The 23,494-nt window shown below is 60.5% G+C and carries 21 protein-coding genes and 1 pseudogene; 4 read left to right on the top strand and 18 right to left on the bottom strand.

Going from position 1 to position 23,494, the window contains the following annotated elements:
- Positions 1–68 precede the first annotated feature (68 nt).
- Positions 69–140 (bottom strand): annotated as a pseudogene (locus ACQKPC_RS07925) (DNA-binding response regulator); the annotation flags it as partial.
- 152 nt (positions 141–292) lie between these two features.
- Here ACQKPC_RS07925 and ACQKPC_RS07930 point away from each other — a divergent pair.
- On the top strand, positions 293–676 hold the full coding sequence (locus tag ACQKPC_RS07930) for a COG4315 family predicted lipoprotein (protein WP_218395587.1): 384 nt from the start codon (positions 293–295) through the stop codon (positions 674–676).
- A gap of 89 nt (positions 677–765) precedes the next feature.
- Here the strand turns inward: ACQKPC_RS07930 and ubiA are convergent, their stop codons facing one another.
- Positions 766–1,656: a 4-hydroxybenzoate octaprenyltransferase gene (gene ubiA, locus ACQKPC_RS07935; protein WP_427624012.1), complete on the bottom strand. Its 891-nt coding sequence runs from the start codon at positions 1,654–1,656 to the stop codon at positions 766–768.
- The gene (locus tag ACQKPC_RS07940; RefSeq protein ID WP_427624013.1) at positions 1,656–2,219 is read right to left on the bottom strand and encodes a chorismate--pyruvate lyase family protein; all 564 of its coding nucleotides are present in this window, start codon (positions 2,217–2,219) and stop codon (positions 1,656–1,658) included. The genes ubiA and ACQKPC_RS07940 overlap by 1 nt, the downstream gene beginning before the upstream one ends.
- Before the next feature lie 200 nt (positions 2,220–2,419).
- Between ACQKPC_RS07940 and ACQKPC_RS07945 the strand changes: the two genes are divergently transcribed.
- From ACQKPC_RS07945 to ACQKPC_RS07955, 3 genes are all read left to right on the top strand, one after another.
- Entirely contained in the window at positions 2,420–2,587 is a 168-nt protein-coding gene (locus ACQKPC_RS07945; RefSeq protein WP_007896465.1) for a rubredoxin, read from the top strand.
- Between the two features lie 18 nt (positions 2,588–2,605).
- The gene (locus tag ACQKPC_RS07950; RefSeq protein WP_427624015.1) at positions 2,606–3,754 is read left to right on the top strand and encodes an NAD(P)/FAD-dependent oxidoreductase; all 1,149 of its coding nucleotides are present in this window, start codon (positions 2,606–2,608) and stop codon (positions 3,752–3,754) included.
- A gap of 192 nt (positions 3,755–3,946) precedes the next feature.
- Complete coding sequence (locus ACQKPC_RS07955) at positions 3,947–4,222, top strand: HU family DNA-binding protein (protein WP_003213368.1); 276 nt, start codon at positions 3,947–3,949, stop codon at positions 4,220–4,222.
- A 134-nt stretch (positions 4,223–4,356) separates the two neighbouring features.
- On the opposite strand, the gene ACQKPC_RS07960 is transcribed toward ACQKPC_RS07955, so the two are convergent.
- The 15 genes from ACQKPC_RS07960 to tssA all read right to left on the bottom strand — a co-directional run bounded on the left by ACQKPC_RS07960 (position 4,357) and on the right by tssA (position 23,371).
- Positions 4,357–4,968 carry an Imm43 family immunity protein gene (locus tag ACQKPC_RS07960; RefSeq protein ID WP_427624016.1) on the bottom strand — a complete coding sequence of 204 codons (612 nt, stop codon included), beginning with the start codon at positions 4,966–4,968 and terminating at the stop codon, positions 4,357–4,359.
- 12 nt (positions 4,969–4,980) lie between these two features.
- Positions 4,981–9,399 (bottom strand): RHS repeat-associated core domain-containing protein, encoded by a 4,419-nt coding sequence (locus ACQKPC_RS07965; RefSeq protein ID WP_427624017.1) that lies wholly within the window; start codon positions 9,397–9,399, stop codon positions 4,981–4,983.
- A 12-nt stretch (positions 9,400–9,411) separates the two neighbouring features.
- Positions 9,412–9,846, bottom strand: a complete 435-nt coding sequence (locus ACQKPC_RS07970; protein WP_008007718.1) for a DcrB-related protein — start codon at positions 9,844–9,846, stop codon at positions 9,412–9,414.
- 18 nt (positions 9,847–9,864) lie between these two features.
- On the bottom strand, positions 9,865–11,802 hold the full coding sequence (gene tssI, locus ACQKPC_RS07975) for a type VI secretion system tip protein TssI/VgrG (RefSeq protein WP_427624019.1): 1,938 nt from the start codon (positions 11,800–11,802) through the stop codon (positions 9,865–9,867).
- 158 nt (positions 11,803–11,960) lie between these two features.
- Positions 11,961–14,639, bottom strand: a complete 2,679-nt coding sequence (tssH, locus tag ACQKPC_RS07980; protein WP_427624020.1) for a type VI secretion system ATPase TssH — start codon at positions 14,637–14,639, stop codon at positions 11,961–11,963.
- A complete protein-coding gene (gene tssG / locus ACQKPC_RS07985) occupies positions 14,632–15,684 on the bottom strand; it encodes a type VI secretion system baseplate subunit TssG (protein ID WP_427624021.1) in 1,053 nt (350 codons plus the stop codon). The genes tssH and tssG overlap by 8 nt, the downstream gene beginning before the upstream one ends.
- Positions 15,648–17,507: a type VI secretion system baseplate subunit TssF gene (gene tssF, locus ACQKPC_RS07990; protein ID WP_008007711.1), complete on the bottom strand. Its 1,860-nt coding sequence runs from the start codon at positions 17,505–17,507 to the stop codon at positions 15,648–15,650. Before tssF ends, tssG begins: the two co-directional genes overlap by 37 nt.
- Positions 17,504–18,016 (bottom strand): type VI secretion system baseplate subunit TssE, encoded by a 513-nt coding sequence (tssE, locus tag ACQKPC_RS07995; protein WP_427624023.1) that lies wholly within the window; start codon positions 18,014–18,016, stop codon positions 17,504–17,506. Before tssE ends, tssF begins: the two co-directional genes overlap by 4 nt.
- Positions 18,010–18,435, bottom strand: coding sequence for a hypothetical protein (locus tag ACQKPC_RS08000; RefSeq protein ID WP_427624025.1), 426 nt, complete (start codon positions 18,433–18,435; stop codon positions 18,010–18,012). The genes tssE and ACQKPC_RS08000 overlap by 7 nt, the downstream gene beginning before the upstream one ends.
- Before the next feature lie 134 nt (positions 18,436–18,569).
- On the bottom strand, positions 18,570–19,016 hold the full coding sequence (locus tag ACQKPC_RS08005; RefSeq protein ID WP_427624027.1) for a hypothetical protein: 447 nt from the start codon (positions 19,014–19,016) through the stop codon (positions 18,570–18,572).
- Positions 19,013–19,450, bottom strand: coding sequence for a type VI secretion system amidase effector protein Tae4 (locus ACQKPC_RS08010; RefSeq protein ID WP_123500799.1), 438 nt, complete (start codon positions 19,448–19,450; stop codon positions 19,013–19,015). The genes ACQKPC_RS08005 and ACQKPC_RS08010 overlap by 4 nt, the downstream gene beginning before the upstream one ends.
- Positions 19,451–19,532: 82 nt before the next feature.
- Positions 19,533–20,021 (bottom strand): Hcp family type VI secretion system effector, encoded by a 489-nt coding sequence (locus ACQKPC_RS08015; RefSeq protein WP_007894494.1) that lies wholly within the window; start codon positions 20,019–20,021, stop codon positions 19,533–19,535.
- A 225-nt stretch (positions 20,022–20,246) separates the two neighbouring features.
- Positions 20,247–21,740 carry a type VI secretion system contractile sheath large subunit gene (tssC, locus tag ACQKPC_RS08020; protein WP_007894498.1) on the bottom strand — a complete coding sequence of 498 codons (1,494 nt, stop codon included), beginning with the start codon at positions 21,738–21,740 and terminating at the stop codon, positions 20,247–20,249.
- 15 nt (positions 21,741–21,755) lie between these two features.
- Positions 21,756–22,265, bottom strand: a complete 510-nt coding sequence (gene tssB / locus ACQKPC_RS08025; RefSeq protein ID WP_007894500.1) for a type VI secretion system contractile sheath small subunit — start codon at positions 22,263–22,265, stop codon at positions 21,756–21,758.
- A gap of 80 nt (positions 22,266–22,345) precedes the next feature.
- On the bottom strand, positions 22,346–23,371 hold the full coding sequence (gene tssA, locus ACQKPC_RS08030; protein ID WP_427624030.1) for a type VI secretion system protein TssA: 1,026 nt from the start codon (positions 23,369–23,371) through the stop codon (positions 22,346–22,348).
- Positions 23,372–23,494 lie beyond the last annotated feature (123 nt).

A 23,494-nucleotide genomic window follows, 5' to 3' on the forward strand; every position in this document is an offset into this window, starting at 1 on the left:
CAGTGGACCTGGCACAGCGTTACTTCACCGCGCTGGCCGCCGAAGATGAACTGGAGTTGGTGAGGGCGGTCCAACGCAACGGCGATCATTTCGCGAATGGGCGCTTCGTCGTCGACGATCAGAATGCTCCTGCCAACCATGCCTTAATCCTCTTGTCATTTAACTGTCTTGCGCCGCATTAGATAACGGAATTATTGCAGTCGTGTGACAGTATTTTAGCCGTCCTGCGATTGGCGTGATCCTGAACTAAGCTCTAAGTCCGAATCCTGACAACCACAAGAGGAAGGTTTCCATGAATCACATTGCTCAATCCTGGAAGGCCCTGCTGGTCACGGCTGCGCTAACGCTGCCGTCCCTGGCCTTTGCTGCCGATCCGGCCATGATGAAAGACGGAATGATGGTCGATCACAAGGGCATGACGGTGTACACATACGACAAGGACTCAGGCGGTAAGTCGATGTGCAACGGCGAGTGCGCTGAATACTGGCCGCCAATGATGGCGCCGGCGGGCGCCAAGCCCGAAGGCAAATGGAGCACGATCAAGCGTGACGACGGTAAGATGCAGTGGGCCTATGATGGCAAGCCGCTTTACACCTTCATGAAGGACAAAAAACCCGGTGACATGGCAGGCGACAATATGAAGAACGTCTGGCACATCATGCGCGAGCATAAATAAGCGATTCGCCTGCGCCGTAAACAGTTCGCGGCCTGCAGTCGCTCCATCCCTCTGTTGGAGCTGGCACAGGCTGCGATCTTTTCCAACGGTCAACGCAACGCGTAATCCAGCACAATCCCCACGAAAATCGCCAACCCGGCCCAGTGATTGTGCAAAAACGCCTGGAAGCAGCGCATCCGGTCCTTGCTGCGGGTGTACCAGAACTCCCACGCAAAACAACCCGCCGCCGCCAGCAATCCAAGGTGGAACCAGCCGCCGAGCTGGAATTTCGAACCCGCCAGCAGCAAACACCCCAGTGCCAATCCTTGCAGGGTCAGAATGATCACCCTGTCGGCGTCGCCAAACAGAATCGCCGTGGATTTCACCCCGATCTTCAGGTCGTCATCGCGGTCGGTCATGGCGTAATAGGTGTCATAGCCCACGGTCCACAACAGGTTGGCGATCCACAACAACCAGGCCGCTGCCGGCAGTTCACCGGTTTCGGCGGTGAACGCCATCGGCATGCCCCAGGAAAACGCCGCGCCCAGCACCACTTGCGGGTAGTAGGTGTAGCGCTTCATAAATGGATAACTGAATGCCAGAGCCAAGCCGCCCAGCGACAGCCACACGGTCTTCGCGTTAGTACACAGCACCAGCAGAAAACTCACGCCCATCAGGACCGCGAAGAACACCAGGGCTTCTTTCGAGCTGATCTTGCCGCTCACCAGTGGTCGCTGTTCGGTGCGTTTCACGTGGCCGTCGACCTTACGGTCCGCCCAATCGTTGATCACGCAACCGCCGGCACGGGTCAGTACCACGCCGAGCACGAAAATCACGATATTGGCCAATGAAGGCGAACCTTCACCGGCAATCCAGAGTGCCCACAACGTTGGCCACAGCAGCAGATAAATGCCTATCGGCTTGTCCATACGAGTCAGCTGAATGAAATCCCAGGCCCGTGGGTTCAAGCGATTCAGGGACTTGAGCAGGCTCTGGTACATCAGCAATTCTCCGGATGGGCGCGGGCGGCGCTCCACAAGGTCGGCAGGAAGATCTCGGCCACCAGCACGCTCAAGGCGCCGCGGTCGAAACGCGAGCGCCGGCCCCACAGTTCAGGCGCCTGAGCATCCATCGGTAGCCATGCTTGAGGATAGTGACAAACCTCAATGGCCCGGCGCTGAAATGCCCGATCACAAAACAGCAATTCGCCCAGCGAACGGCTGCCCAATTCATCCATATGCAATCCATCGCCCTGCAACGCACTACGCGCCGCCACGCTGCGGGCAAACACCCAGGCTTCACCGTGCCCGCGCAGATACACCTCGCGCACCCAGCCTTCACTGCCTTCGGCCAGCTCCAGCGCAGCACATTCATCGGCGCGCAGCGGTTGCCAGCCTTCGAACAGCGGCGTGACACTGAAACCGTCATTCGACAGGCGGATCAAGCGCCGGGTCAGCGACCCTTCATCGAACAGCCAATCGAGCGTAGACGTGTCGGGAAGGGGCGTCAGTTGGCTTCGAGGGAGCCAGACCGGTATCGCGGAGGGGGATTTTGAGTGCGGCACAGTGAGTCATTATTGGCAGCAAATGAGGCGGCGAGCTTACCATGTCAGGCGGCGAATTTGATTGGCCCCGCCTGCCGTTGCGCCGAACAGGCTTGCATCTGTCGGGTCCGATCAGTACAAAACGCCCTGAGCCGGACGGCAACGCTTCACCGATCGACCGTTCGCGCCGGCAAAAGCCTGAATCCTGAGGAAGTACCTGAATGAAAAAGTGGCAATGTGTGGTCTGCGGCCTGATCTATAACGAAGCCGAGGGCTGGCCGGACGACGGTATTGCAGCGGGCACGCCGTGGCAGGACGTACCGGAAGACTGGCTGTGCCCGGACTGCGGCGTGGGCAAGATGGATTTCGAAATGATCGAAATCAACTAAGAACCTGGGAGTAAGGGAATGAACGCACCTGTCGTGATCGTCGGCACTGGGCTGGCTGGCTACAACCTGGCCCGGGAGTTTCGCAAACTCGATGGCGAAACCCCGCTGCTGCTGATTACCGCAGATGACGGACGCTCCTACTCCAAGCCGATGCTCTCCACCGGCTTCGGCAAGAATAAAGACGCCGACGGCCTGAGCATGGCCGAACCGGGTGCCATGGCCGAGCAATTGAAAGCCGAAGTGCGTACCCACACGCGCATCAGCGGTATCGATCCGGGCCATAAACGCCTGTGGATCGGCGAAGAAGCGGTGATCTACCGTGACCTGATCCTGGCGTGGGGCGCGGAAACCGTGCGGGTGCCGATCGAAGGCGATGCCGCTGACGCCGTTTTTCCGATCAACGATCTTGAAGACTACGCACGCTTTCGCACGGCCGCGGCCGGCAAACATAAGGTATTGCTGCTAGGCGCCGGTTTGATCGGCTGCGAATTCGCCAACGACCTGATTCTCGGTGGTTACGAGGTGCAACTGGTTGCACCGTGCGAACAGGTCATGCCGACCTTGCTGCACCCGGCGGCGGCCGCAGCGGTCCAGGCCGGCCTGGAAAGCCTGGGCGCGCGCTTCCACCTCGGGCCGGTGCTCAATCGCTTGCAGCGAGTGGCGGACGGCCTGGAAGCGCACCTGTCCGACGGCCAGGTCATCCCTTGCGATGTGGTGGTGTCGGCCATCGGTCTGCGTCCGCGCATTGACCTGGCGGCCGCTGCCGGGCTGCAGGTCAATCGCGGCGTGGTGGTGGACCGTCACCTGAAAACCTCTCACGCCAACATTTACGCCCTGGGCGACTGCGCCGAGGTCGATGGGCTGAATCTGTTGTACGTCATGCCCCTCATGAGCTGTGCGAGAGCGCTGGCCCAGACCCTCGCCGGAAACCCTACAGCGGTGAGTTATGGCCCGATGCCGATCACCGTGAAAACACCGGTCTGCCCATTGGTGGTTTCGCCGCCACCACGGGGCGCGGAAGGCGTCTGGACGGTCGAAGGGCAGGGGGCAGACATCAAGGTGCTGTGCCGTGACAGCGCCGGCCAATTACTGGGCTATGCCCTGACAGGCGCGGCGGTGATGGAAAAACTCGCCCTGAACAAAGAGCTTCCGGCCTTGCTGGCGTAAATAGCGGTCGTTCTGTCGGAATCACCCCGCTTTTGCCCCCACAAAGGTCGCGGGGAGACTGGCGCCGGTCTTAAGCGCGTGCCATCCTCACTCCCGTCTGCCGCAGAGTAGAGCACCTGCGGCGCCTTAGGCGCTGTTCCAACGAGAACAGCACGGACATAACAACAAAAAACCGTCAAAGGGGCTTCACTAATGCGTAAACCAGAACTCGCCGCTGCAATTGCGGAAAAAGCAGACCTCACCAAAGAACAGGCCAACCGCGTTCTCAACGCCGTTCTCGAAGAAATCACCGGCGCTCTGCACCGCAAAGACAGCGTCACGCTGGTGGGCTTCGGCACCTTCCTGCAACGCCATCGCGGTGCCCGTACGGGCAAAAACCCGCAGACCGGTGAGCCAGTCAAAATCAAGGCCAGCAACACTGTTGCGTTCAAGCCAGGCAAGTCTTTGAAAGACAGCGTTAATCCATAATTGCGGCGAACTCCCTGAAAAACGGGGAGAACCGTATTGAAAAATGGGCACACCGATTGAATCGGGTGCCCATTTTTTGTTGGACGCAGAGATGAATTTTTAACGAAGTCCCTCTACCAGATGTTGAGTGAGACCTAGGCTCTATCAATTGAGCCGACCTTCTCCGTATCGACCACTTCTGCACCCATCAGATTTAGTTCTTTAAGTGCAGTGGCGGCGTGAGGCGAAAGAAATACGAATCCAAGTAAAGTAATTTCATCGATACTAAAAAAATCTGTGCTGACATTTTCTTTGATTGTCAGGCTGATGATATTTTTGATTTCGCCGCTCGCTCGAAAATTAATCTTCGACTGTGTCTGATCGATCACGTCCACAGGCTCCTTGTCTATTCGTTGCTGGCGCATAAAAAAATATTGGCGCTGTGCGACCGAAACGCCCTTCGGGTTGACGATCTCCAGTTCTGCGATCTCCCATCGGGAAGTCTTGAGGGTCTGGAAGGCTTTCAGGAAGCGCTCACTGACAATATGCCCCTCAAAGGCTGTGCAAAAGTCAAAGTCATAGCGCTTGTCCTTGGTAATCAGCACCAGCTTTTTCGGGAGGGGAGCGAGAGCTTCGTCGGGGCCCGCGTCGTGCCAGTCGGCATCCATCGCATCGTCATAGGCGCCAGGGCTGAACGACTCATGAATGACGCCATCAATGAAGGTGGGGCAGTTTTTGTCTTTCTTGAATGCAAGGGTATAGAACATGAAAGCCTCTTGTCAGCAAAGTCGACCGGTACTGGATTTGGTTCGTATTCTTCCTGAAACAGTCTTCTTGCGAAGGCTGCTTTGTAGTGATGAAACCTGTTGCTGTGCCTGTGCCTTGGTAATAAGTTTTGCGTTATAGCGTGCTTTGATCCTGCCCAGTTTTCTGTCCACCAGGTCCGAATAGTCCTTGTGTGAACCATTGTGGTAAACCGGTCTGCCAATGGCCGCGGCCTTTGCTTGGCTATCGGGCATCAGCAGGCCGTTGGGGGCTGTGTCCCGTGTGCCGCCCAGACCAATGGAGTTCATGAATTTGTCATGCCGCTTCCATACCGCTACCGGGATGACATGTTGGGCTTGCATGTTGTCACCAACGACGCCTCCCAGAGATGTATCGAGGACAGAGCTGGGGCTCCAGCCCCACGGGTCTGTCCAGCCAATGGGGTTGGGCCCATAACCATAGAGGTTCAGGCCGCCCGCCAAGCCAATCGGATCCGGCGTCGTAAAACGCCCCACATCCGGATCATAGAACCGAAACGTGTTGTAGTGCAGCCCGGTCTCCCGGTCCAGGTACTGACCCTGGAACCGCAGGTTCTGTTCCTCGATGTAATACGGTTCGCGTATCTCCTGGAGGGTGTTGCCCCAGACTTGATACCAGGCCTGCCACACCATGGCGCCGTCGGCTTCCGTCAGTTGCTCGGGCAGGTCGCTTAGGTCGTTGTGGTAGTAACGGACCTTCTGCAAGCCGTCGCTGCCATCGACCCGCGCCAGCGGTTCATAACCGTTATCGGCATACAGATACAGGCTGGTCTGGCTATTGCGGTGTTCCTGCAACAAGCGCAAGCCATCCCAGGTAAAGCGCGTTTCACCCAGCGGATAGCCGTTGTTGTCGTGCTCGGTCTTGCCGATTCGCCGCCCCAACGGATCGTAGGTCATGCGCACAACCGTTTCCCGCGCACCGTTTTCGTTGCGCACTTCAATCAACCGGCTTTCGGCGTCGTAGGCAAAGCGCTGCAGGCCCCGTTTAGCGCTGCGTTTTTCGATCATCCGGCCAAACGCGTCGTAGCGGTAACGCTTGTCCTGGAAGGTCAGCAGTTTGTTGTGCACCACCAGCCCGGCGCCGGGTTGTGGGCCGTCCAGCAGGTTGGCGGCGGCGTCGTAGGCGAAGGTTTCGCGCTGGCCGTGCAGGCTGTCCTGGCTGGCGATGATGCGGCCGGTGGCGTCGTAGTGCAGCAGTTGGCGGTGTTGCGCAGCGGGTTGTTGGTCGAGTTTACCGATCAGGTTGTCGGCGGGGTCGTACTCGAAATGTTTCTGCACGGCGGCCGGCATCAGCGATGGCTGGCTGCTGTGTCGGCGTTGGCGTGAGCGTAAGCGTCCGCTGCGGTCGTATTCGCTGCGGGTGCTGATCTGGCCTTGGGTGCGCAGCACTTCGCGGTGCAGGCGATCACGTTCGAAGTCGCTGATGACCTGGCCGTCGAGGTTGATCTGGTGCAGGTGGCCGCTGCCGTAGTGCAGGCGATTGATCCAGCGGCCGTCGGGCAGTTGGGTCTGGATCAGGTTGCCGAGTTCGTCGTAGTGGTAGTGCAGGCTCCCGACCGCGCTTTGTTCTTCGAGCAATTGGCCGAGGGCATCGTAGGCGAAGCTCAGGGTTTGTGCGTTGCCGTGGTGGTCGGTGAAGGTGACGGCGGTGAGCTGGTCCAATGGGTCGTAGGTGTAGTCGGTGCGGCCATCGTCGGTGATTTTGGCGATCAGCCGGCCGACGGCGTCGCGTTCCATTCGATGAACGATGGGGGCCAGAGGCGTCTCGGGGACGATGGCCAAACCGTTGCCGAAAGGCGCCGGAACAGCCGTCACCGCCGCGACGTTATCCAGCAGGTCATAGGTGTAGCGCTTGGCGCTGCCATCCAGATCCTGTTGTTCGGTCAGCCGATCGCCGGCATCCCAGGCAAACCGATAACTTTCGCCGTTCTCATTGATCAGAGTTTGCAGCCGCCCGTAGCTGTCGTACCCGAATTGCACCTGTCGGCCGTGGGCGTCGGTGCGCTGGCGCACCTGGCCGCGACGGTTGTGTTGATAGAGCGTGGTGTGCCCGGCCGGGTCGGTATAACCGGTCAATTGGCCGCTGACGTCGTGCTGGTACTGCTCGGTGCGCCCGTCCGGCAATTGGCTGCTGAGCAGGCGCCCTTGGGCGTCGTAACTGAACTGGGTGCGTTCGCCGAGGGCATCGATGATGGTTTGCAGATAGCCCCGGTTGTCGTAGCTGAACCGCGTCGGATAACCCGAGCAATCGATGTGCTCGACCAGTTGGCCGAACGGGTTCCAGTGCAGTTTCTTGCTTTTGCCAGTGGCGTCGATGATCTCGACGACCTGGCCGTGGGTGTCGTAGCGGTAGCGGGTGATGTGGCCCAGCGGATCGGTTTCGACGATGCGGTTGCCGCGCTGATCGTAGCGATACTGCCAGCTGTTGCCGGCGGCGTCGGTTTCCACCAGCGGCAGGGCCCAGAGTTCAAGCCATAGGGTCGATTCGCTGCGGCCCAGCGGGTCGGTTTCGCCGATCATGTTACCGGCGTCGTCGTAGCTGTATTGATACTGACCGCCCTGTGGGTCGGTAGCGCTGAGCAACTGGCGCTCGTCGTTCCATTCGAACTGCCAGGTCTGGCCGAGGTTGTCGGTGTATTCGGTGATCTGGTGCTGGCTGTTCCAGCGCCGCGTACTGACGCGTTGCAAGCTATCGGTGATGCGCGTGACACCGGTGCCGAGGTCATAGTCGAACCGGTAAGCGTCGCCCTCGTCGGTCCAGTGCCGGACCACGCGCCATTCCAGGTCTTCAATCAGCGCCCATTCATAGAAGCAACGCAGCCCCGTAGGCAACTGGTGCTCGACCATTCGCCGTCCGGCGTCGTAGCTGAAGCGCCGTTGTACCTGGTCGGTGGCGTCGCGCACTTCGGCCAGATCGCCCGCTGCGTCGTAGCCATAGCTGGCGAGTACTTCGCGGTGTTGGTCGGGGTACAGGCGTTCAACCCGAGCCACGCGTTCGCGTTCGCGAATCAGCTCGACCTGCACCAGATCGAAGGTGTCGCGCAGTCGCACCAAGCGTCCGGTTTCGTCATAGTCGAGATGGATGCGGTTGTCATTGCGATCACCCAATTGATCAAGGCGCAGGAGCGCCGTATTGCCCGGAGTTGGATTGAACAGGCGATACACGCCGTCATCGCTTTCGATCAACAACTGCCCATTAACGTGGCGTCGAACACTCAGCCCTTCGCCCGCACTGAACACCGCGCCGCCCAAGGGAATCGAACCCATGTCGATGCGCCGGGCCTGCTCATCGGTGTACACCAACGTTTCTCCACCCTCCGGGTGAGGCAGGATTTCAACGCACACCTCATAGGACACACTCCAACCCGCCCCAAACAACCCGTCGCGCCGCTCGTCGCGGCTGTTGTAGAAGCGCTGCCAATCCATCGGCAAGATGCCGGGCAACACGAAATCCAGCTCGTCATCGCCACCCAGCACCTTGGCCCCGGTCGCCGCGTGCACCGGGTTCGACGAGCCCATGGCGGCGTTGGCCATCGCGCCCATCGCGCTGCTGACGGCCATCGACGTCGCGCCACCGATCAGCATGCACGGCAATTTGCTGAAGAACTTACCCTTGCCACCCTTGAGCATCAGCAATGCGGTGACCGCCAGCCCTACGCCTGGGGTCTTGCCGCTGCGGATCTCACGTACCACCACCGAACCGCCGCCGATGGTGACGTTGGAGGAGATCAGCCCGGACGACACCACCTTGGCGTCGCAGGTACTGCGGTCGCCGCTACGCACGGCGGGCTGGCCGTTGATGGTGACCTTGTCCGAGCCCTCGGCCATAAACTGCGGCGGCATTGGCGGATGCTTCATGCAGACGAGCAGGTCCAGCGGCTTGGGCACCGCGCCGGGCGCGGGAGTGGCAACGGTGGGGCGCCACATCTGGGAGAAGAAGCTTTCGGCCATGTCCAGGTAGCTGGCTTCTGCTTCGGGCTCGGGTATTTCCAGCTCGGTGCCGGCCGGCGCGACATGGGACGGGATCGCCCCGGCGGCGCGGGCGGCGGGAATGTTATTGGTGAGGGTGTTGGTGGAACCGGTAAGAATGTTCGCCTGCACCGTGGGCGGAAACAGCGAATTACTGAAGCTCTCGCACAGATTGCTTAAGCCTTTGTCGGCCCCGGTCTTGCTCATGGCAAGGCCCACGATCGTGCCCACCACCAAGCCAAGCACGAAGCATCCCAACCCCCCGGTGACGACGGTGATGCCGGTGGCCGCGACCACGGCGGCAGTGGCCAGTGCGGTAATCGCGATGTTGGCTGCCACCTCGAGTACGCCGCCGAGGATGTCGGCCATCATCGAGGTGTGATCGAGCGCATCGCCCAGTCGGGCGGCCCAGAGTGCGTCAGACATGCAGGGTGCTCATCAGGCCGGAACGTCGAACAACAGCGAACTCTTGATGGTCGCCCAATGCGCGGCTTCGGCATCGCCAAGTTTCTCGGCCTTCACGTAGCTCAGGGCGAGCATTTTGCGGGTGCCGGGCAACACCAGTGCCAACTGGTATTGGAAGACTTTGTCGTTGCCCTTGTTGAACTGGCTGCGCAACTCGATGCCTTCGACTTCCTGGCTGGCCCCCAGACGCACGGCAACGCCCGGTTGAAAACGCAAGTCTTGCACTTGTTTTTCCAGGCGCTTGAGCTGGTCGTCGAAGTTGCTTTGCAGGGTTTCGCCCTCGGCCAGCAAGCTGCGGCTGACAATCAGCGAAGTGCCCAGTTCAGGGAACTTGAGGATGTTGATCGACGCGTCTTGCAGTTCGCCTGCCGGCAGTTGGAACTGGAATTCATTGATTCGGTAAGTCATGGAACACAGATCTCGTGATTAGCCCTTGGGCTTGGGAAACGCGGCATTGATGTTGGCGTCGATGCTGGCCTTGACGCCCTGGCCATCAGGCGTGGCGCCAGCGCCGCCGCCGTTGTTCAGGTGCAGCACGCCGCCGGTGTTGAACTCGGCATCACCGCTGGCATAGAAGCTGATTTGCACGCCGGTCAGGTTGATCTGGCCGCTGGCATTGAGTTCCAGGATGCTTTCACCACAGACCAGCCGCAGGTTCTCGCCCACTTCAATGACGTAGCTCTGGCTGATGCTGTCGGTCTTGCGCTGGCCCACCGAAAGAATGTCTTCCTGTTTGACGATACGCAGGCGGTTGTTGCCAATGGTCACCGTCTCGTTATGCCCAATGCTCTTGTTGCGGTCGTGACCTACCGAGTGGCTTTCATCCACCTCGACCACGATGTCCTGGTTGCGCTCGGCATGGATGTACAGCTGCTCGGCGCCTTTCTTGTCTTCCATGCGGATTTCGTTGAAGTTCGCCGGTGTGCCGCCCTTGCTCGAACGGCTTTTCATGCCGCTTTGGGTGGCGTTTTCCGGCAAGTCGTAAGGCACGGTTTGTTCGGCGTTGTAGACGCGGCCGGTGATGATCGGCCGGTCCGGGTCGCCTTCGAGGAAGCTGACGATCACTTCCTGGCCGATCCGCGGGATCTGCATCGAGCCCCAGTTTTTACCGGCCCAGGATTGCGACACGCGAATCCAGCACGAACTGTTTTCGTTGGACTGGTCGTGACGGTCCCAATAGAAATGCACCTTCACCCGGCCGAACTGGTCGGTCCAGATTTCCTCGCCCTTGGGGCCGACCACCAGTGCGGTCTGCGGGCCTTTGACGATAGGCCGGTGGGTGTTGGGCAGGGGGCGGTAGCTTTGTTGCGCGTCGATGCAGGTCAGGCTGCTTTCGAACTGCGCCGAAGCGCCAGCGCCGCCGCTTTCCCCGCTTTCCTGGGCGACGTAGTAACGGGCGCCGGCGATCAGGTATTCGCGGTTCTGGTCTTGGCGGCTGAAGCCCGTGAGGCTGAACAAATGACCTGACCCCAGGCCCCGGGCGTTGCCGGCGAACTCGACCTGTTCGTGCAGCGTCTGCAAGGCTTCGATGCGGGTGCGGGCGTAATGTTCGCCGTCTGCGCTTTGCACATAGGTGCCGGGATAGTCGTACAGCGGATAGTCGCCGGCGGTGTGCGGACGAGGCATGGCCGAGCGCACGTCAATTCGCGCGCTGGGGCGCTGGAAGTCATAGTCGTTGAGTTCCAGCGAACCTGGCTGGACTTCCTGGGCCAGGCGCCAGTCGTGAATGTGATCGCGTTCGCGCTGCTGTTCATTCTTGGGGTAGTAGGGCACCGAAGCGTAGCCGGGCACGCTGGTGTGGGCGCCGTAGGCATCGGCCAACACCAGCACATGACGACCCTGTTCATGGCGGAAGAAGTAGTAGATCCCTTCCTGCTCCATCAGGCGGCTGACGAAATCAAAGCTGGTTTCGCGATACTGCACGCAGTATTCCCACTCGCGATAGGGCCGGCTCAGGGCATCTTCGAAATCGGAAAAACCCAGGTCGCGAAACACCTGCTTGATGATCTGCGGGATGGTCAGGTTCTGGAAAATCCGGCAATCGGAGGTGCGGGTCAGCAGCCAAAGCCAAGGCCGCAGCGTGGCCTGGTAGCTGGCGAACTGGCCCTGGTCGACGTTCTGGCTGCAACGGGCAACGATGCCATGGAAATAGCGCTCGCCACCGCCGTCCAGTTGCAGGCTCAGGCACATGGGTTTGCCCAGCAATTGGTTGAGGTCGATGGCGTTGTCCAGCGAGTGCAGTTGCAACTCATAGTTGAACAGCCGCCCCAGCTCTTCGCCGCCGCCCATGTCCTTGAGCAACAGCACATCCGGCCCCAGGGGGCTGGTGATTTTTGCCAGGCGTGAGAGTTGCTTGAATAGCATCGAGTGTCCCGTGCAAGTTGTAATAGCTGAAGGAACGCAATCCACTGTGGGAGCGAGCCTGCTCGCGATAGCGGTGTGTCAGTCAACATCGATGTTGAATGTAATTGCGCTATCGCGAGCAGGCTCGCTCCCACAGGGGGATCTGTGTTCCTGCCAGGTCAGGCGGCGTCGCTGAAGTCGTAGTGCAATTCGTTATCCCGGGCGCTGATCCGCACGCCTGCCAGCGCTTTGCCTTCGAGCATGCGGGTGAGGAACTCGCGGCTCATGTCCGGCAGCAGGCTGTTGGTCAGGATGGTGTCGATCATTCGCCCGCCACTTTCGGTTTCGGTGCAGCGGGAGACGATCAGGTCGATCACCGCGTCGTCGTAATCGAAGGCCACTTTGTGGGTGTTCTCCACACGCTTCTTGATGCGGTTGAGTTGCAGGCGGGTAATGGCCTTGAGCATCTCGTCGCTGAGTGGGTAGTACGGAATGGTCACCAAGCGGCCCAGCAATGCCGGCGGGAAAATCTCCAGCAGCGGCTGGCGCAGGGCCTTGGCGATCTCTTCGGGCTCGGGCACGTTTTGCGGGTCTTTGCAGACCTGGGCAATCAGCTCGGTGCCAGCGTTGGTGGTCAGCAGGATCAAGGTGTTCTTGAAGTCGATCACCCGGCCTTCGCCGTCCTCCATCACGCCTTTGTCGAAGACCTGGAAGAAGATTTCATGCACGTCCGGGTGGGCCTTTTCCACCTCGTCCAGCAGCACCACGCTGTAGGGTTTGCGCCGCACGGCTTCGGTCAGCACGCCGCCCTCGCCATAGCCAACGTAGCCCGGTGGCGCGCCCTTGAGGGTGGACACGGTGTGGGCTTCCTGGAATTCGCTCATGTTGATGGTGATGACGTTCTGCTCGCCGCCGTACATGGCTTCGGCCAGCGCCAGTGCAGTTTCAGTCTTGCCCACGCCGGAAGTGCCGGCGAGCATGAACACGCCAATCGGCTTGCTCGGGTTGTCGAGGCCGGCGCGGGAGGTCTGGATGCGTTTGGCGATCATCTGCAGGGCATGGTCCTGGCCGATGATGCGTTTCTTCAGGTGCTGGTCGAGGTTGAGCACGGTTTCCAGTTCGTTACGGGCCATGCGGCCCACCGGAATACCCGTCCAGTCGGCGACCACTGAGGCCACGGCTTGGTAATCGACCGTTGGCAGAATCAGCGGGGTTTCGCCTTGCAGGGAACTGAGGCGCTGTTGCAGGTCCACCAGTTTCTCGCGCAGGACGTGGCTGTCTTCACTGCCAACGTCGCGGTCTACCACGCCGACGCTTTCGCGCAGGGTGGCGCGGGTGGCGAGCAGTTCGTCCACCAGGGTCTTCTCTTCGGCCCAGCGGCTTTCCAGTTCGGCCAGGCGTTCGCGCTCGGCGGCCAGCAGGTTTTCGCTGTTGCTCTGGCGGGCGCCGATGACGATGCCGATGGCGTGCTCGCGGGCGATGATTTGCAGTTCGGTTTCCAGCGCCTCGATGCGGCGACGGCTGTCGTCCACTTCGGCCGGCACGGCGTGCAGGCTGATGGCGACCCGGGCGCAAGCGGTGTCCAGCAGGCTCACGGATTTGTCCGGCAACTGGCGCGCCGGGATGTAGCGATGGGACAGCTTGACCGAGGCTTCCAGGGCTTCGTCAAGGATCTGCACCTGATGGTGTTTTTCCATGGTCGAGGCCACGCCGCGCATCATCAACAGCGCCTTGTCTTCGGACGGCTCGGCGACTTGCACCACCTGGAAGCGGCGCGTCAGGGCCGGGTCTTTCTCGATGTGCTTCTTGTACTCGGCCCAGGTCGTAGCCGCCACGGTGCGCAGGGTACCCCGGGCCAAGGCCGGTTTGAGCAGGTTGGCCGCGTCCCCGGTACCGGCGGCGCCACCGGCACCGACCAGCGTGTGGGCTTCGTCGATAAACAGGATGATCGGTTTTGGCGAGGCCTGGACGTCTTCGATGACCTGGCGCAGGCGCTGTTCGAATTCACCTTTCATGCTTGCGCCGGCCTGCAACAGGCCTACGTCGAGGCTGCGCAATTCCACATCCTTGAGCGCCGGCGGCACGTCACCGGCGACGATGCGCAGGGCAAAACCTTCGACCACGGCGGTTTTACCGACGCCGGCTTCACCGGTCAGAATCGGGTTGTTCTGCCGACGGCGCATGAGGATGTCCACCAGTTGGCGGATTTCTTCGTCACGCCCGACAATCGGATCAAGCTTGCCACTGCGGGCCTGCTCGGTGAGGTCGACGGTAAAACGCTTGAGCGCTTCCTGCTTGCCCATGGCGCTTGGGGCCATGGCGCCGCTGGCTTCACCAGGCACGCTGCCTGCGTTGAAACCGTCGCTGGCGCTGAGCGCATTTTCCGGCGAGTCACCGACGTATTCGTCAAAACGCTCGCTCAGGGCCTCGATCTTGATCTTGTCGAACTCTGCCGACAGCCCCAGTAGCCCATGGCGCAGGCTCGGCGTCTTGAGGATGCCCAGCACCAGGTAACCGGTACGCACCTGGCTTTCGCCGAACATCAGGCTGCCGTAGACCCAGCCACGCTCCACGGCTTCTTCCACATGGGAGGACAAGTCAGTGATTGAAGTCGAGCCGCGTGGCAAACGGTCCAGGGCGTCGGTCAGGTCCCGGGCCAGGCGCGCCGGCTCGATATTGAACTGGCGGATGAGGCGGTGCAGGTCCGAGTCCTGCAATTGCAGCAACTGATGAAACCAGTGGGCCAGTTCCACATAAGGGTTACCGCGCAACTTGCAGAACACGGTGGCGGCTTCGATGGCTTTGTAGGCCACGCTGTTGAGTTTACCGAACAACGCGGCGCGACTGATTTCACCCATGCTCTTGGCTCCTTGAGGTTTGTGAGGTGTTGGCCTGCTCGGCGTAATGCCGGGCCAGTATTAAGTCCTTGGCATCTTTTTCGGGCTTGCCCAGCCAGGTATTGAAACCCAGGCGGAAGCGGCGATTGAGTTGCAGCGCCGGTACTTCGGGCTGTTTCAGAACCAGGTTCAGGTCCCAGTCCAGTTCATGGCCCAGGTATTCGGCCACCCAGGCCACCAGCTCTTTGAAGGGTTGGCTACCGGGCAGCATGCTCATGTAGTCATCCAGCATGAGTGGCCCCAGGCGAATGCGGAATTTGTGCTGGCGATCCCAGACGTAACGGCCCAGGCAAAAATCCACGCCCAATTGATGGGCGCTGACGCCCACGCGGCTGCGTTCCGGCAGTTCCAGCCATTGTCCGACGTACTCTTCGATCTCCACCGGCAGGCCGAAGTACTCGCTGAGAATGGCCTTCAAACCATCCGGGTAGCGGGTTTGTGCCGACAGATGACCGCTGTAATGCAACTTCGCCGTGTCGGGGATCAGCCCTTGTTTGAGCAGGCTCGGCATGCCGCGGCCGCTCAGTGCTGCCAGGCGTGCCGACCAGTAGTCATCGTCCGGGCGGTCATGGCTGACCGTCGGTCGCGCTTCGGCCCAGGCCCGATAAAACAGGCTCAGCAGGCGGTGATGGAACACATCCAGGAAGCGTTTACTGGTGCTGTCGGCGTTGTTGCGCTGGCGTTCGCGCACATATTCGGTGATGTGCAGCGGCAATGGGCCGTTGGGGCCGCCGAGGCCGAAAAAGAACTGCTCCAGGCGCGCCGGCGCACCGTCGACGCCCGGCTGTACCGACGCCAGGGTCGCCGGGGCGAAGGTGCAATCGGCCTGTTGCCCAAGGCGCAGCGGATCATCGGCCAGGCGCAACGAATGGCCCAGGCGCGGCAGTTCAGGTGATTCGCACTCGATGCGCCGCAACGCCTGGAAGAAGTCGTATTCCCAGGGTTCCTGGTGCATCGCGTCCAGGGTACTCACAGGGTCGGACGGCGTCCGGGCTTGGCTTTCCATCGCATGATCTCGCCGCGTTCGGTGGTACGGATCACCGTCTCGGTAAAACTGTTGATCGACACGTAGCGTGCCAGGAAGCGCTCGAACACTGCACCGAGCAAGAAGACTCCAGTGCCGCGAAACGCGTTTTCATCGAATTCCAGGGTGATCTCCAGGCCACGACCAAACACGATCGGGCCGGGCATCGGCAGGCGTCGGGTGCAAGCCTTGCTGCTGACTTCGCGCAGGCCTTCAATCTGCAATTGCAACGCCGCATCGTTGCTGTCGCCGTACAGGCGCAGCAGTTCGCGCAGGGCGGCGGCGCCTTGGCCTTGTTCGCTGAGGGACAAGTAATTCAGCGACAGCTGGCTGATCAACCGCCATGCCTTGGCGTCGTGGGCATGGCTGGCGCGTGGGCGGCTCGGGCCTGCCACGCAGCGCACCGCCGCGACAGGTGCGCTGTCGGCCAGGGTGAAGTCGGTCTTGCTGTTGCCCACACTCATGAACAGCGGCAGGTCGCGGTTGGTGCACAACGCTGTTACGCCCAGTTGGCGCAGGTCGTGGCGATAAGGCGCCTGCTGACTGTCCACCAGGCTGACGAAGGTTTCGCTGCCGATGTACGTCGAGCGCGGGCCGTTGCGCCGCTGGCCGCTGGACAGCACGCGGGGTTCGCGCCGCACCGTGTACCAGGCCTGGTCGCGGCCGTAGCGAGACGGATCGCGTACGGCATAGAACGGCAAAAAAGGCTGCTCCGACCCGGTGCCGTGGCCGGTGAGGGTGGTCAGGGAATGAATCTCGAAATCCATTGGTCGGGTGCGGTCGGCGATCACATGGTGTTCATTGACCCGTTCCGACAAGTGAATGCGATCCAGGCGCTTGGGAAACAAGTTGATGGCCGGGGTGCAGAACGGCAGGAACTGCGCGGCTCCGACGCTGCCTTCCAGGCTCGGATCGTGACGGTCGAACAGCACGATCAATTCCAGTTCCTGGCCGTCACAGCGTTTGACCGCCCGGCTCAATTGGGTGAAGTCGACAAACAGAAAACGGTGGGGCAGGGCGAAGTATTCCTGCAACAGGCGATAGCCCTGGAAGGCCCGCGAGACCACTGGCAGCGCGGCGTCGGTATCGTCGAAGCCCTGGGAGCGCAGTGCGTCCTGCGGCAGGCGTTCCACCCAATCACCGCCAGGCTGACGGGCGAACACGGCGCAAACGTTGCCCAGCAGCTGTTCGTAGAGGCGGAAGGGCTGCTCGTCTGCTCCGTTGAGGTACAGCGGCAGGTTGTCCAGAGCCAGACTGTTGAACGGTAGTTCGGCGCCGGTGCGCAGGGTCAGGCGCAGGCCGGCCTTGGCCTTGGGTTCACTGGCGGCCAAGCGCCCGAGCATGGCGGACGGGTTGCCGAAGTACTCGGCCTGGCTGACCTGCAACGGCCACAACGTCACCGCGTGGGCGGTGCGGTACTCGCAGCAGGTTTGGGTTTCGCGGCCCAGGGCGGCGCGCAGGACCGTGTCCCGGGGCAGCGGGAAGCCGCTGCTCAGCGAGCCTTCATCGGGGTCGGCCTGCAATTGCACCACGGTCATCGACGGTGTCGGCGCCAGGTAATGGGGGTACGCGATTTCCAGCAGGTTGTGGGTGAAGGTCGGGTATTCGGCATCGAGCTTGAGCTGTACCCGCGCCGTCAGATAAGCAAAACCTTCCAGCAAGCGCTCGACGTACGGGTCGGCGCAGTCCATGCCGGACAACGTCAGCCGACTGGCGATTTTCGGGTATTCCTGAGCGAACTCCGCCGCGCTTTCGCGCACGTGGTGCAATTCCTGGTTGTACAGTTCCAGCAGGCGCGGGTTCATGAGCGTCTCCGCTGATCGGCGTTGATCACTCGCACATGGCCGGATTCCAGGTCCAGGTCGGTCTGCAGCATCAGGCGCAGCGGCACTGGCTGCGCCCAGAGGTCGCCTTCGATCTCGAAACTCAGGGCGTTGTGGTTCATCTCGGCGGATGCCCGGGCCCGCACGCGCAAGGTGTTGCGCAGAATCCGCGGTTCGAACGTAGCGATGGCCTGGTGGATCAGCGCTTCAAGCGCCGCGATATCGACGTTCGACGCACTGTTGCCGGCCAGCGCCGGCAGCCCGAAGTTGACCACCGACGTGCCGGCCGGGGTGTGCAACGTCGCATCGGCGCCGAGCAACGAAGTGGTGTTGAGCAGCCACGCCAGGTCACGCAGCACCGAGGCTTTCAGTTGGGTCAGGGAGAGCACGCGCTTGTCGACGCTTTCCTTGGGGTTGCTCGGGTCGTCGTCGGTCAACCGGTCCAGCAGGGACGGTTGCAGACGATCGCGGGTGGCGATTTCGGTTACCACGTAAAAGGCCCCACATACATTTTTTGGTCCCCGCCCGAGCCGCAGGACGCAAATGCGTTAACTGCTCCCGCCTCCAGGCCTTCAGGCATCTGACGAATAGCCTGCATCTTGCTGAGACAGTCGCGGCTGGGCGCGGGCATATGTTCGCTGCGCCAGACGGCAAATATCGGGATGTCGTTGAAAGTCTCAACTCGCAGTTGCTGCTGTTTATCCAGGCTGAAACTGCAAGGCCATTCCATGTCCAGTTTCATGCGACTCTGGTCGGGTTTGACCAGCGTGCATTGTCCCTGGTCGTCAATCAGTCGGAGTTTCTGTTCCACAAAAACTGCCTGGGTTGTTGGCATCTCGGCATGTTCGGCCCATGCGCTCAGGCTGATCAAATTCATCGCCAGGCACATGGTGAGCAGGTGCTTTTTCATTGATGAACGACGACTTGGCCATGACTCGGACGTCAGGCAGGAAAGGATTGGATTGGAGCAAGCACCAACCGTCCTCGGCGCGTTCAACCGGGCCCGCAGGGACGGTTGCAGGCGATCGCCGATGACGATTTCGGTTACCACCGGAATAGTGCCGTAAACATTTTCTGGTCTTGCTGGCCGAGCCCGCACATGGCGCTGGGGTTGACCGACGAGGCTTCCAGAACGCCGTTGATTTTGCGCACGGCTTGGGATTTTGTATCGCAGTCCCGACTAGGCGATGGTTCGGGGACGCTCCGTTCAACCAGGAAAATCGGGACGTCTCTGAACATTTCTACCCGCAATTCACCCTTTGGGTTCAGGTTGAAATAGCACGGCCATTCCATACCCAGTACCAAATGAGTCTGATCCGGTTTGAGGACGGCGCATTGACCGTTCTGGTCGACTAGTTTGAGTAGCTGGCCGGCGAACGTTCCTTGAGTGCGAGCGGGCGCGTCGAGTTGGTCTGGGTCGGTTTCAGCGCAGGCATTCAAGCTGATCAGCAGGCTGCACAGGAGTGTCGCTCGGAGCATTGGCTCTATCATGTCAACTCCCAGAACCAGACCTGTCTGGAAAGGAAATCACCATCAAAGAAGCCTTTGGTTCGGCCACGATTCCATAGATCGATGTGGTCGCCTGAGCGCTCGCTTTCAGGCTCGTTTGCACGGCTAAAGCAATCCTTGAAAAAGATGATTCCGGTCTTCTGGCTGAGTTTCAGACGATCGGCTGCGCTACCACTCAAAATGGTCGGACGCCCCAAATGATGCCGCCACAGCCAGTTCGCCAGAGACTCGGCGCCACGGGCATGGTCATGCTTGCATTTGGGATCGGTATAGGTCGATTTGTTGACCTTGATGGTCAGCTCGCCATTCAACGCGACACTCATACGAATCGCGCACTGGTTGCCCCAGGGCTGGTCGCATGGATCCTTGACGGTGGGATAGCTGCTCCACAAATTAATAAACGAAGGCTTGGCCATGACTCAGACACCGGAGGGAAAAGGATTGGATTCGAGCAAGCACCAAAACACCCCCGGCGCATAACACCGGGGGCATCTTCGATTACACCTTGACGTTCTGGCGGATGTTCCAGCCGAACTTGACCGGCCCGCCTTCCTTGGTGCCGTCGGCTTTTTGCGGCTGGTAGTCCACCAGCACCTTGGCGAAGTTCAGGGTGAGGTTTTCGGTCAGGCGATCATCGCTACCCGAGCCGCCGGTGCTCAGGGAAGTGACCAGCACTTCTTCCAGGTTGATGATCATGTACTCGACCTGGCTTTCGCCACCGGCCTTGCGCACGGTCAGCTTGACCTTGTCGATGTGCTTGCCGCTGGCGCAGTGCATCATCAGGTTCGGTGAGGCTTTGTCGACGTACTTGGTCAGCGACAGGTCCTGGATGTTCACCTTGCCGGCACCACCACCGCTGCCCACGTGCATATTGCCGGACTGAGACATGCCCCAGCTCCAGTTCAAGACGTCGATCTCGTCCTTGTGGGCCTTGTCCATGGACTCGCCCTTGATGTCGCCGATCTTGATGAAAATATCAACAGCCATGTTTTCTCCCTGTGTGGTCTCTACCACATTGTTTGGTTAACGCCGACCTTGCGAAATCTGTTCAGCTGAAGGGGATTCAAGGTGATCTCCAACCTAATGAAGACCCCTGTGGGAGCGAGCCTGCTCGCGATGGCGGAGTGTCAGGCAACACTGGCAGCGACTGATCCACCGCTATCGCGAGCAGGCTCGCTCCCACATTTTTACCGTGTACCGTTCAGCAGGTTTTTATGCGCCTTTGGCCGAAGGCAGCTTGGATACCAGGCGCAGCGACACGGTCAGACCTTCGAGCTGATAGTGCGGGCGCAGGTAGAACCTGGAGTTGTAGTACCCCGGGTTGCCTTCCACGTCCTCGACGATCACTTCGGCCGCAGCCAATGGGTGCTGGGCCTTGGTGGTTTCGGTGGAGTGCGCCGGGTCACCGTCGACGTAGTTGAGGATCCAGTCCTGCAACCAACGCTGCATTTCGTCCTTCTCTTTGAAGGAGCCGATCTTGTCGCGCACGATGCACTTCAAGTAATGAGCGAAACGGCAGGTGGCGAACAGGTATGGCAGGCGCGCGGCCAGGTTGGCGTTGGCGGTGGCGTCCGGGTCATCGTACTCGGCTGGTTTTTGCAGCGACTGGGCGCCGATGAACGCGGCGAAGTCAGTGTTTTTCTTGTGCAGCAGCGGCATGAAACCGTTCTTTGCCAGTTCCGCTTCACGGCGGTCCGAAATGGCGATTTCGGTCGGGCATTTCATGTCCACGCCACCATCGTCAGTCGGGAAGGTGTGCGCCGGCAGGTTTTCCACTTCACCGCCAGACTCCACGCCACGAATGCGCGAGCACCAGCCGAAGTGTTTGAACGAACGGTTGATGTTCACCGCCATGGCGTAAGCGGCGTTGGCCCAGGTGTACTTGGAGCTGTCGGCACCGTCGGTGCTTTCTTCGAAGGCGAAGGCCTCCACCGGATCGGTTTTGGCGCCATACGGCAGACGCGCGAGGAAGCGCGGCATGGTCAGGCCGATGTAACGCGAGTCTTCCGATTCGCGCAGCGAGCGCCAGCCGGCGTATTCCGGGGTGGTAAAGATTTTGGTCAGATCGCGCGGGTTCGACAGTTCCTGCCACGAGCCCATGCCCATCACGGTCGGCGATGCGGCTGCGATGAACGGCGAGTGCATGGCGGCGCAGACTTTCGACAGTTCGCCCAGCAGTTCCACGTCCGGAGGCGACTGGTCGAAGTAGTAATCGCCCACCAGGCAACCGTAAGGTTCGCCGCCGAACTGGCCGTATTCTTCTTCGTACATCTTCTTGAAGATCGGGCTCTGGTCCCACGCGGTGCCCTTGAATTTCTTCAGGGTCTTGTGCAGGTCGGTCTTGGAGATGTTGAGCACGCGAATCTTCAGTTGCTCATCGCTCTCGGTGTTATTCACCAAGTAATGCAGGCCACGCCAGGCGCTTTCCAGTTGCTGGAAATCGGGGTGGTGGATGACCTGGTTGACCTGGGCGGTGAGCTTGGCGTCGATGGCGGCGATGATTGATTCGATCGACTTGATGGCGTCGTTGGACACCAGGTCGGTCTGCGCCAGGGCCTGTTCGGCCAAGGTGCGCACGGCGGTCTCGACGGCTTCGCGAGCGCGTTCGGTCTTGGGTTTGAATTCTTGCAGCAGCAGGGAGGCGAACTCGCTGGCTTCTTCGGTGGTGCTCAGTGTCTGAGCGTCTGCACGTACTGAATCGGTCATGATCATTCGTCCTGATTAAGCCTGAGGCTCGGCTGGCTTCGGCGCACTGGCAAGCGCCTGGAGCAGCGCCGGATCCTTGATGGCCTTCATGATGATTTCTTCGGCACCGGTCTTGCCGTCCATGTAGGTCAGCAGGTTGGCCAGTTGGGTGCGCGCTTCGAGCAACTTGTTCAGCGAGTCGACCTTGCGCGCCACGGCGGCCGGGCTGAAGTCGTCCATGCTTTCAAAGGTGATGTCCAGGCTCAGGTTGCCTTCGCCGGTCAGCTCGTTGGGCACGTGGAACGCGACGCGTGGCTGCATGGCCTTGAGGCGTGAGTCGAAGTTGTCGACATCCACCTCCAGGAACTTGCGATCGGCCACAGGTGCCAGAGGCTCGGCGGGCTTGCCGGCGAGGTCCGCCATGACGCCCATGACGAAGGGCAACTGGACCTTTTTCTCGGCGCCGTAGAGCTCGACGTCGTACTCGATCTGCACTCGAGGCGCACGGTTGCGCGCGATGAATTTCTGAGAACTTTGCTTCGCCACGTTGCTGCTCCTGGTCGCTCAAGCGACGGTGTTGGCGTCATCGGTGGTACCGGTGACGTGACTGCGTGATCCGTTCGCTTTTATTCGCTGTCTGGTCCGCGCAGGTTTTCAAATTGGCTCATGCCATCGGGAATCAGGTTGCGCACGATGGCCGCAAAGTCGGCGTGCACCAGATTCTTCGCCCGGTTCAACAGCACCGGCAGCGGGCTGGAGGGCTCATGACGGGTGTAGTACGCAAGAATCCGGTCCAGGCTGCGCAGCACGTCGTCGCGGTTGTTGATTTCGCCAGTACCGGTACTGCGCGGTGCGCTCGGTGCGGTGGCGTATTCAACCGGCGCGGTGCTGTCTTCGCTGAGGGTGTCGGGCAGGGGGCTGTCGCCGCTCTGGGGGGCGAACTGGCCGAGAATCTGCAAGGCCATTTTGAGCGGTTGCTTCAATGGGCCAAGGTCAACGCCTTGGGCGGAACCGATTTGTTCGCTGACCTGTTGCTCGATGGCCTCGGCGACGCTGCGGGCCTCCTGCAAAGCGGCGCGGGTGATTTCCAACTGTTCGGGATCGCTGTCCAGGAACGCCCCGGCGAGCTGCTCGGCGCCGAGGTTTTCGTCAGGGAAGCTTTGCAGGCCGCTGGCATTGGCGGCGGCGCGCAGGCTGACAGCGCCAAAGGTTCGCGAACGGGCCAGGATGCTTTCGCGCAGCAGGCGAATGGTGGCATCGGACGTCAGGCCGGCGAGGGCATTGATGCGCACGGTGGGGTCGTTGTTGTCTTCGGCATCCAGGCGCGGATGCAGGTCGGCCCAGTATTGCTTGAGCAATTCGCTGATCAGTGTCAGGACGCGAGCCAGGCCGGTGACGCCTTCGAGGGCAAGGGAACTTTGCAAAAGGAAATGGGTGATACGCAGGTCTTTGCTGCGTTGCAACAAATCCAGACTTTGCTGCTGGATGCTGCGCCATTCAGGGGGGGCGGCAGGCAATATCGAATCGCCCATGCTGCGCTCGGGCTGGCCTTGGGAATCGCGTTCCAGGCGCAAAAAATCCGCGTCATATTCCAAATCTTCGCCGCAAGGCGAAGTCGCGGAAACGGCGGCGAGCAGCAAAGGCACTTCCACTGAATTTGATCTCCATATCGCCCGACTGACAGTCGGGCTGTTCACACGTTAGTTCCAAGTGGAACTTCACATGTTTCCTTGAGTGTAATGGCCCTTTGGATACGCAGTGATCTTAAAGTGCCA

The sequence above is a fragment of the Pseudomonas sp. NPDC089918 genome (assembly GCF_050280605.1).
Classification (GTDB): Bacteria; Pseudomonadota; Gammaproteobacteria; order Pseudomonadales; family Pseudomonadaceae; genus Aquipseudomonas.

Excerpts from the sequence above, each read along its gene's own strand:
- tssF (WP_008007711.1), bottom strand. The coding sequence starts at position 17,507 with ATGAACCCGCGCCTGCTGGAACTGTACAACCAGGAATTGCACCACGTG.
- ACQKPC_RS08005 (WP_427624027.1), bottom strand. The coding sequence starts at position 19,016 with ATGATAGAGCCAATGCTCCGAGCGACACTCCTGTGCAGCCTGCTGATC.
- tssC (WP_007894498.1), bottom strand. The coding sequence starts at position 21,740 with ATGACCGATTCAGTACGTGCAGACGCTCAGACACTGAGCACCACCGAA.
- ACQKPC_RS07955 (WP_003213368.1), top strand. The coding sequence starts at position 3,947 with ATGCGTAAACCAGAACTCGCCGCTGCAATTGCGGAAAAAGCAGACCTC.
- tssH (WP_427624020.1), bottom strand. The coding sequence starts at position 14,639 with ATGGGTGAAATCAGTCGCGCCGCGTTGTTCGGTAAACTCAACAGCGTG.
- ACQKPC_RS07930 (WP_218395587.1), top strand. The coding sequence starts at position 293 with ATGAATCACATTGCTCAATCCTGGAAGGCCCTGCTGGTCACGGCTGCG.
- ACQKPC_RS08015 (WP_007894494.1), bottom strand. The coding sequence starts at position 20,021 with ATGGCTGTTGATATTTTCATCAAGATCGGCGACATCAAGGGCGAGTCC.
- ACQKPC_RS08010 (WP_123500799.1), bottom strand. The coding sequence starts at position 19,450 with ATGGCCAAGCCTTCGTTTATTAATTTGTGGAGCAGCTATCCCACCGTC.
- ACQKPC_RS07950 (WP_427624015.1), top strand. The coding sequence starts at position 2,606 with ATGAACGCACCTGTCGTGATCGTCGGCACTGGGCTGGCTGGCTACAAC.
- tssI (WP_427624019.1), bottom strand. The coding sequence starts at position 11,802 with ATGCTATTCAAGCAACTCTCACGCCTGGCAAAAATCACCAGCCCCCTG.
- tssG (WP_427624021.1), bottom strand. The coding sequence starts at position 15,684 with ATGGAAAGCCAAGCCCGGACGCCGTCCGACCCTGTGAGTACCCTGGAC.
- ACQKPC_RS08000 (WP_427624025.1), bottom strand. The coding sequence starts at position 18,435 with ATGAAAAAGCACCTGCTCACCATGTGCCTGGCGATGAATTTGATCAGC.
- ACQKPC_RS07970 (WP_008007718.1), bottom strand. The coding sequence starts at position 9,846 with ATGACTTACCGAATCAATGAATTCCAGTTCCAACTGCCGGCAGGCGAA.
- ubiA (WP_427624012.1), bottom strand. The coding sequence starts at position 1,656 with ATGTACCAGAGCCTGCTCAAGTCCCTGAATCGCTTGAACCCACGGGCC.
- ACQKPC_RS07960 (WP_427624016.1), bottom strand. The coding sequence starts at position 4,968 with ATGTTCTATACCCTTGCATTCAAGAAAGACAAAAACTGCCCCACCTTC.
- ACQKPC_RS07965 (WP_427624017.1), bottom strand. The coding sequence starts at position 9,399 with ATGTCTGACGCACTCTGGGCCGCCCGACTGGGCGATGCGCTCGATCAC.
- ACQKPC_RS07945 (WP_007896465.1), top strand. The coding sequence starts at position 2,420 with ATGAAAAAGTGGCAATGTGTGGTCTGCGGCCTGATCTATAACGAAGCC.